This is a genomic window from Streptomyces sp. NPDC044002, from assembly GCF_056434525.1.
On record NZ_JBWKEZ010000044.1, the window covers coordinates 66,731 to 73,907 of the forward strand.

The 7,177-nt window shown below is 69.7% G+C and carries 7 protein-coding genes and 2 pseudogenes; 5 read left to right on the top strand and 4 right to left on the bottom strand.

Features of this window, described 5'->3' with window-relative positions:
• Positions 1–38 precede the first annotated feature (38 nt).
• The 3 genes from AC07A6_RS28165 to AC07A6_RS28175 all read right to left on the bottom strand — a co-directional run bounded on the left by AC07A6_RS28165 (position 39) and on the right by AC07A6_RS28175 (position 3,162).
• On the bottom strand, positions 39–1,097 hold the full coding sequence (locus AC07A6_RS28165; protein WP_478779010.1) for a terpene synthase family protein: 1,059 nt from the start codon (positions 1,095–1,097) through the stop codon (positions 39–41).
• Positions 1,094–2,521, bottom strand: coding sequence for a family 2B encapsulin nanocompartment shell protein (locus AC07A6_RS28170; protein ID WP_478779011.1), 1,428 nt, complete (start codon positions 2,519–2,521; stop codon positions 1,094–1,096). The genes AC07A6_RS28165 and AC07A6_RS28170 overlap by 4 nt, the downstream gene beginning before the upstream one ends.
• 383 nt (positions 2,522–2,904) lie before the next feature.
• Positions 2,905–3,162: an EF-hand domain-containing protein gene (locus tag AC07A6_RS28175; protein WP_478779012.1), complete on the bottom strand. Its 258-nt coding sequence runs from the start codon at positions 3,160–3,162 to the stop codon at positions 2,905–2,907.
• A gap of 272 nt (positions 3,163–3,434) precedes the next feature.
• Between AC07A6_RS28175 and AC07A6_RS28180 the strand changes: the two genes are divergently transcribed.
• From AC07A6_RS28180 to AC07A6_RS28190, 3 genes are all read left to right on the top strand, one after another.
• On the top strand, positions 3,435–3,716 hold the full coding sequence (locus AC07A6_RS28180; protein WP_478779013.1) for a hypothetical protein: 282 nt from the start codon (positions 3,435–3,437) through the stop codon (positions 3,714–3,716).
• Between the two features lie 395 nt (positions 3,717–4,111).
• The gene (locus tag AC07A6_RS28185) at positions 4,112–4,321 is read left to right on the top strand and encodes a hypothetical protein (protein WP_478779014.1); all 210 of its coding nucleotides are present in this window, start codon (positions 4,112–4,114) and stop codon (positions 4,319–4,321) included.
• Between the two features lie 95 nt (positions 4,322–4,416).
• Entirely contained in the window at positions 4,417–4,632 is a 216-nt protein-coding gene (locus AC07A6_RS28190; RefSeq protein WP_478779015.1) for a hypothetical protein, read from the top strand.
• Here the strand turns inward: AC07A6_RS28190 and AC07A6_RS28195 are convergent.
• Positions 4,607–5,391, bottom strand: a pseudogene (locus AC07A6_RS28195) (IS5 family transposase). The gene AC07A6_RS28190 and the pseudogene AC07A6_RS28195 overlap by 26 nt on opposite strands.
• 499 nt (positions 5,392–5,890) lie before the next feature.
• Between AC07A6_RS28195 and AC07A6_RS28200 the strand changes: the two are divergent.
• Together AC07A6_RS28200 and AC07A6_RS28205 are read left to right on the top strand one after the other, a co-directional pair.
• Positions 5,891–6,139: a hypothetical protein gene (locus AC07A6_RS28200; protein ID WP_478779016.1), complete on the top strand. Its 249-nt coding sequence runs from the start codon at positions 5,891–5,893 to the stop codon at positions 6,137–6,139.
• 179 nt (positions 6,140–6,318) lie between these two features.
• Positions 6,319–7,082 (top strand): annotated as a pseudogene (locus tag AC07A6_RS28205) (IS5 family transposase); the annotation flags it as partial.
• Positions 7,083–7,177 lie beyond the last annotated feature (95 nt).

The window sequence follows — 7,177 nt, forward strand, 5'->3', positions numbered from 1 at the left end:
CTCTCCTGGTGGTGTGTGGGAGGAGGGGGAGGGGCGGATCAGCCGGTGTTCCGCCGCTGGTAGCGGGGGGTGGTCCGGTGCCAGGTGAGGCTGCCGGCGCACCAGTCGAGTACGTCGCCGAGGAAGCGGCGGAGCTCGTTCCCGCCGTGGTGGGCGAGCCCTTCGCACTGTCGGCGGAACCGGAGCATGAGCTCGTCGTGGAGTTCCGCGCTGACGCGCAGCGCTTCCTGCGGGCCGCAGTTGCGTTCTGTGAGGACGGCAGCCGGGAGGTTGAAGTCACCTCCCGGGCTGCGGGATTCGACGTCCGCGGAACAGATGTCGTTGGCGATGCAGGCCGCGAGTGACGCGGTTCCGACCGCGTCCCGCACGTCGGGGTGGGCCCATACCTCGGCGGGGAGGTGGTAGCCGCCCAGGGCGTCGAGGACGGTCATGCAGGGCAGGAAGCCGTTGGCCTGCCTGTTCACCATGTACTCCCACACGTGGGGGCGGTGCCCCGTCGCCCGCCACGTGGCTTCCTGGGCGACGCCCGAGAAGAACGTCCGCAGGCTGTGGAGGGTCCGGTCGAGCTGGTCGGGAGTAGTGACGTGCCGGAGGTGGCCGACGGCGGAGCGCAGGCCCGCCAGTACGGGATCGCCCCGCATGGCGGCTTCGAAGGCGGCTTCGTGACGGTCCGGCAGCCGGACGCGGCCCAGCACGGCCGAGGCGTTCGCGAGCCGGGAACCCAGCAGGTGCGGCGCCGCCCCGAGTCGCGGGTCGTCGCAGTAGTGGTCGTCCATGGCCCAGATGGCCAGCGCGCAGCGGGCGGGGACCATCAGGAGGTCTTCGTCGTCGGCGCTGGGGTAGCACAGGGCGGCCAGCCGCCCGAAGCCGGCGTCCCGGAGCTGGTCCATCCGGCCGTGGTAGAGGCCGAGACCCTCGGCCCACTCCTGGACCCGGGCGTCGAGCCGGACGGCGAGCGCCAGATCGTCCCGCCGCGGGGGCGGGCAGTCGAGCCGGAGCCCGCCGAGGCCGTCCGGACCCGTGCCGGGGTCTGCGCGCGGGGCGAACCGGTGTGCCGCGGACGTACCGGGGCCGGTGGGGCCGGAGAGCGGGCTCACGACAGCTCCGGCGGCTTGTTGTAGTGGCCCACCTCGACGTTCTCCAGCACGCCCAGCGCACTGGGCAGGAGGGAGGCGACGGAGTAGTAGTTGCTGACGAGGTACGAGAGCACGGCCCGGTCGTCGATGCCCATGAAGCGTACGGACAGCCCCGGCTCGTACTCGTCCGCGATCCCCCGCTGGTACAGGCCGACCACCCCGCCACAGTCCTCCCCGGTGCGCAGCGCGATGACCGAACTGGTGAGGTCCTGCGAGATGGGGATCTTGTTGCAGGGCAGGAACGGAATCCCGCGCCACGCCACCACGTGGTGCCCGTTGAACTCCGTCCCGGGCGGGCAGATCCCGGCCCGGGTGCATTCGCGGGCGAAGGCGGCGATGGTGCGGCGGTGCGCGAGCAGGAACCTCGTCTGGCGCCGCATCGAGATCAGTTCGTCGAGGTCGTCCGGGGTCGGCGGGCCATACCGCGTCGATATGCGCTGCTGCGGGTCCGCGTTGTGCAGCAGACCGAACTCGGGGTGGTTGACCAGTTCGTGTTCCTGGCGCTCGCGCAGCGCCTCGACGGTCAGCCGTAGTTGCTGTTCGGTCTGGTCCTGGGGGCCGTTGTACAGGTCGCCGACACGTGTGTGGATCCGCAGGACTGTCTGGGCCACGCTCAGCGGGTACTCCCGCGGGCTCGTCTCGTAGTCGGCGAACGCCGTCGGCAGCGGTGTCTCCCCGCGGTGCCCGGAGGCGATGGCGATGTCGGCCTCCCCGCGACGGGTCATGGCGGGCCGGGGACGGGCCGCGTACGCCTCCAGGTGGGCGGCGAGCTCCGGAGAGCGGTCGCGTACGCCCTTGAAGGCACGGCGCGTCAGCACCAGGACGGTGCAGCCGGTGACCGCCCGGTAGGTGAACTCCCACCTTCCCTTGCCGCCCGTCAGGCACGAGTCGCCGAAGTACGAGCCCTCGGCGAGCAGTCCGTGGGAGACCGTCTCGGTGAAGGCGCCCGGCGTGACACGGTCCACCTTCCCGTGGGCGACCAGCACCAGGCGGTCGGTCTTCTCCCGGGCCCGCGCCAGTACGGCTCCCGGCTCCACTTCGTGCTGCTCGAAGGCGCCGGCCAGCGCGCTGAGCACCTCCTCGTCCGCCAGACCCCGCAACGCCGCCATCTCGTACAGCGTTCGGGGTACGACCCGCACCCGCGGGCCCGCACGGTCGAAGGACACCCGGCCGTCCCCGACGGTGAAGGCGAGGCGCCGGTTGACGCGGTAGGTGCCGCCCGGGACGTCCACCCAGGGCAGGATCCGCAGCAGCCAGCGGCTGGAAATCCCCTGCATCTGGGGAACGGTCTTGGCGGTGTGGGTGAGGTTCCGGGCGGCGTCGACGCCGAGCGCCGACGGATCGGGCGGGGCATCCGGCTGTTGCACCGGGGAGGATTCGGGCACGGCAGACTCCCTTCCTGGGAGCGGAGGTTGCAGGGCGGGCGAACGGGCCGAAGACGCGCCCCTCGGGCGCCGCGCCGCCGTCATGAGCCCGCGCGGCGCGGCGTCCGTGATGCGCCGTGAGGTGCCGGGGGTGAGGCCAAGTCAAGTGCGACACGCCGCAACCGGCAACGGGGGATGGGCTGTTCGGGCGATCCTGCGGCCGGGCGAGGGGTGGGGCACCCCACGAAGAAACGATTCTCCTCACTGTTTCCGGCGCCACGCCCAGGTCCCGCCGTTCTCCGCCGCCGAATCCACCTGGCATGCGAGATCGGGGACGGCATGGTTCGGTGGACCCACGGCCGCCCCAACCGTCCACCGGCGTCCGCAGACAGCGGGTCCGACGGTCAGGCCGATGAGGTGAGGGAGGGCGGTGGCGGGCCGAGGAGCCAGTTGCCGGGGGCTGCGGGATCGGTGCTGGTGAAGTACTCGAGAGCCGCTTCGTGGACCTCGTTGTGCTCCAGGAAGCCGCTGCCGTCGCAGTCGAGTTTGCGGTGGGCGCATTGCAGGTCCCGCTCGAAGGTCAGCCCGAAGGCGGTCCGGAGCAGGACACGGTACTCGCGCTCGCCGATCCGGTCGTCGCCGTCGGTGTCGGTGAGGTCCACCAGGGCGCAGCACAGCACGTCGAGGGAAGAGAGGAAGATGCGACGCCGGGTCGCCAGGGTGTCGAGGAGCCGGTCGGGGAAGGTGTCGCACCGCAGGACCGGCGCGTTGGCGCCGCCGTGCAGGTCCCAGAGCCTTAGGTAGTGGGTACGCAGCCGACGGTGTTCGCGGCCGTCGGGCCGGTGGTGGAAGACGTGCGCGAGGCGCAGCGCGCGGTGCTCTCGTCTGCCGTCCGGTCCAACGACCTGCGGGCACCGGACGGAGGCTGGGGCGGGTGGATGCTTTGTGGTGGGACCGGAGGGTGTACGGGGCGGGGCCGGACGAGCCGGAGCGTGGCCCGCTGCCGGGCCGCGACCACGTCGAGTTGGTCGGAGGCCCGCTGGACGGGCAGCTGCTCGACGTCACCGGGTGGGAGCCGCAGGAGATCGTGGACGGGGCGCTGCTGATATCGGAGGGCGGCGCGTTCGGGCCCGGCGGCCGGTCCGACTACGAGCCGGCCGAAGCCGGTGACGGCGGGGACGTCGCCCGGTTCGTGTGGCGGGGCGACGTCCCGTAGCCGCGGGCGGGCAGGCGGCCGTGGCCGGTTAGGGTGCGGGTGGCTCGTGCCGGTGGCTCGTGCCGGTATGGCGTGCGCGGGCGAGGCCCGGTGCCCCGAATTTTGTGAAGCAGTACCGCCGGGCCGCCCTACACCTCCACCACGCGCTCCAGGGCGGCGCGCATGACGTTGCCGGTCGTCGTGATGTGGGCTGCGGTGCGCACGCGTTCGGCGAGCGCCCCGGCGTAGCCGGTCTGCCTTTCCGTATAGATACTTCAGCCCTCTTCGGGGCGGGCGGCGCGGGTCCGGCGGCTGCTGGTCGAGTGGGGGTTGGGTTGTTACGTGGCCAGACCAGTGACTAGCCGGGCAGAGTGCCGTTGGTTGGGTAACACTGACCCCTTCGCTGGAGGCGCCACATGCGCAAGATCGCCGCGACCACTGCCCTGGTTTTGGTCGCGGGCCTGGCGGCCGCTGCCCCCGCAGCCGCAGCGAGCCCGACCATGGCCGGCCGCACCACCGCAGCCTCGGGAACTCCCGTCAGCCAGATGGACCTCGACTCTGTTGCCGATTGCCCTGGCTGCTCGCTGATCGATGACTTCAGCGAGAGCGCCTCAATCTATGGCTGATGGGCAGCCGGTTAAAGAGCGTTTTGTCCCGGGGAAGGTGTTTGGAATCTGGGGGCGATACGAGGGTGTGGCTGTCCTGAAGGTTCAATATGGGCATGGACGATGCGTTGTGGAGCAGACTGTCGCCTGAGGTGCGAGTAGAGCTGGATGAACTGATCAATTCTGGTCGCTTTCTGCAAGCCGTCAAGGTGGTGCGTGAGCACATCGGCCCAACGAGGCTGGCTCTCTGGGACGGCGTCGAGGCCGTGCAGGAGCGCGCCGATGTCCTGGAGGTGTCGGGGCCGATCAGGAGTCGCGCCAGTTCGGAGTGATTTCGCGGGTGAGGCGACGGCTCATCAGGTCGACCATCGCCAGCTTGATCATGGCTTCAGAGCGGTGTGGGTGGGTTTCGTAGTCGCGGGCGAGGCGTCGGTGGTGCATGAGCCAGCCGAACGTCCTCTCCACGATCCAGCGGCGTGGGATGACCTTGAAGCCTTTCTGGGAGGGGTCGCGGTGGACGACTTCGACGTGGATGCCGAGGCTGGCGCCGTGTTCGATGGCCTTGGTGCGGTAGCCGGTGTCGGCCCAGGCTTTGGTGACGCGTGGGTTGGCCTTCGCGATGTGTGAAAGCACCTGGATTCCGCCGGCGTTGTCGCAGACGCTGGCTGCGGTGACGAGGACGGCCATGAGGAGGCCGAGGGTGTCGACGCCGATGTGGCGCTTGCGACCTGCGATCTTCTTTCCTGCATCGATGCCCTGGCTGGTTGCGGGCACGTTGGCGGAGGTCTTGACGCTCTGGGCGTCCAGGACGCACGCGGTGCTTCGGCGTGGCGGCCCTCAGCCTTACGTACCAGGCGGCGGAGCAGCCCGTTGAGCTGGTCGAAGACGCCGTCCTTCTGCCAGGCGGCGAAGTATCCGTAGACCGTCTCCCATGGTGCGAAGTCGTGAGGGAGGTAGCGCCAGGGGATGCCTGTGCGGTCGACGTAGAGGACCGCGTCCATGATCCGCCGCAGGTCGTGCTCGGGCGGCCGGCCGATATCAAGGCCCTTCCCTCTCCGCTCGGCCCGCCAGGCCGACAAAATGGGCTCCATCAACTTCCACCGGGCATCGGACAGGTCACTTTTCGGTAGTACCGGCGATAGCCCCTCGACCACAGGTCGCAAACAGGGGTGAGTGGGGGCGCCTTGGGATCAGACAGGAGCGAAGGGACCGAAACGGACCCTCGACCGTCGTCACCCGCCCCAGATGTCACGAAAGCGACCGCCAGGCTCAACCGTTGCAGGTAGATCGGTCACCCAAGAAGCCTCCAAACACCCCTGCTGGGACGAAACGCTCCTTTACTGCCTGTTTCTGATCCATGCCCGCAGGTTCATGAGGGTGCTGGGCAGAGGGGAGCGCGGCGGCTGCCACGGTCGGATGTCGGACGGTGGTGTCAGCAGTTCTGACGGTCTCCTCTAACAGCTCAAGCAGAAACGACACCCCACCACCCACTCAGGCCCAAGGCCCGCCCGGCGGACGCGCCGCTCACTGGTTCCGCGCAACACTGGCTGGGTGGGAACCCCACACCCCCACTCCCTAGGAGACCCTGCCATGGGCACAGACTGGTACGGCAAGTTCCGCGAAGAGATCGACCAGGTGTCGACCCCCGAACAAGAACGGGAACGTGAAGAGTACGGCCGAAGGGTCCGCGAGGAGCAGATCAAGGCCGCTGCTGAGTGGGCCAAGCTCACCCCGGAGGAGCAAAAGAAGCGCTCGGAGGACGCCATGAGGAACGCCATCCCCCTGGTCAACCCCTTGAGCGTGCTCTTGGGCGACTTGCTCAAGCAGTCGTCCCAGTAGGGCCCGTCAGGGGCCCCGCCCGCTCCAGCACCCCTGCGGAGGGACAAGTTGGTCCATCCCTCCGCCCTGCCGGAGCGGGCCTGGGCGGACCGTGTGCAAAGGTGCGGTGCTGCCGTTGTGCAGGAGGGGTTCTGGGGGCTAGGCCGTTTCCTTCAGATCATCGGATCGTTGGTTGATGTGTGTCGTTGACTGACGCCCAGTGGGCCCGCATTGAGCCGCTGCTGCCAGACCGGACGCCTCGGCGGGGTGGGCGATGGCGTGATCACCGGCAGGTGATCGACGCGATCGCTTTCAAATACCGCACCGGGACACCCTGGATGGACTTGCCCGAGCACTTCGGGTCGTGGAAGGGCGCCCACAACCCGCTTCGGATGTGGGCCGCGGACGGGACCTGGGAGAGGGTCTTCACGGCCCTGCTCGCGCAGGCCGACGCCGAAGGCGACCTCGACTGGGTCGTCGCGGTCGATTCCACGATCGTCCGGGCCAACCAGCACGCCGCCGGGGCCCGTCAAAAGGGGCCCCGGCCGGCGAGCCGTCCGACCATGCCCTAGGACGCTCCCGCGGCGGACTGACCACGAAAATCCACCTCGCCGCGGACGGCCGCTGCCGGCCACTGGCCTTCGTCATCACGCCGGGCCAGGCCGGTGACGCACCAGCGTTCCCGCAGGTCATGGCCCGCTTACGGGTGCCCAGGCGGATCGGCCGTCCCAAAGTCACGCCGGACGTGGTCCTGGCCGACAAGGCGTACTCGTCCCGCGCGATCCGCCAGCACCTGCGGCAGCGCGGGATCCGGGCTGTGATCCCACAACCGGCCGACCAGGCAGCCAACCGCAAGCGGCTGGGCCGTCGCGGCGGCCGCCCACCGGCCTTCGACCGCGAGACCTACAAGCAGCGGAACACCGTCGAACGCTGCATCAACAAGCTCAAGCAGTGGCGCGGCCTGGGTGAGGTCGACTCGGGGCGCCCTGCTGGTGTTTCCACCAGTGGGTTTCCCCGAGCCGCCTCCCGAACCCGGCGTGCCCGTCTCCGGGCACCGGG

Coding starts and splice junctions, on each gene's coding strand:
- AC07A6_RS28200 (WP_478779016.1), top strand. CDS start 5,891: ATGGGCACAGACTGGTACGGCAAGTTCCGCGAAGAGATCGACCAGGTG.
- AC07A6_RS28190 (WP_478779015.1), top strand. CDS start 4,417: ATGGACGATGCGTTGTGGAGCAGACTGTCGCCTGAGGTGCGAGTAGAG.
- AC07A6_RS28185 (WP_478779014.1), top strand. CDS start 4,112: ATGCGCAAGATCGCCGCGACCACTGCCCTGGTTTTGGTCGCGGGCCTG.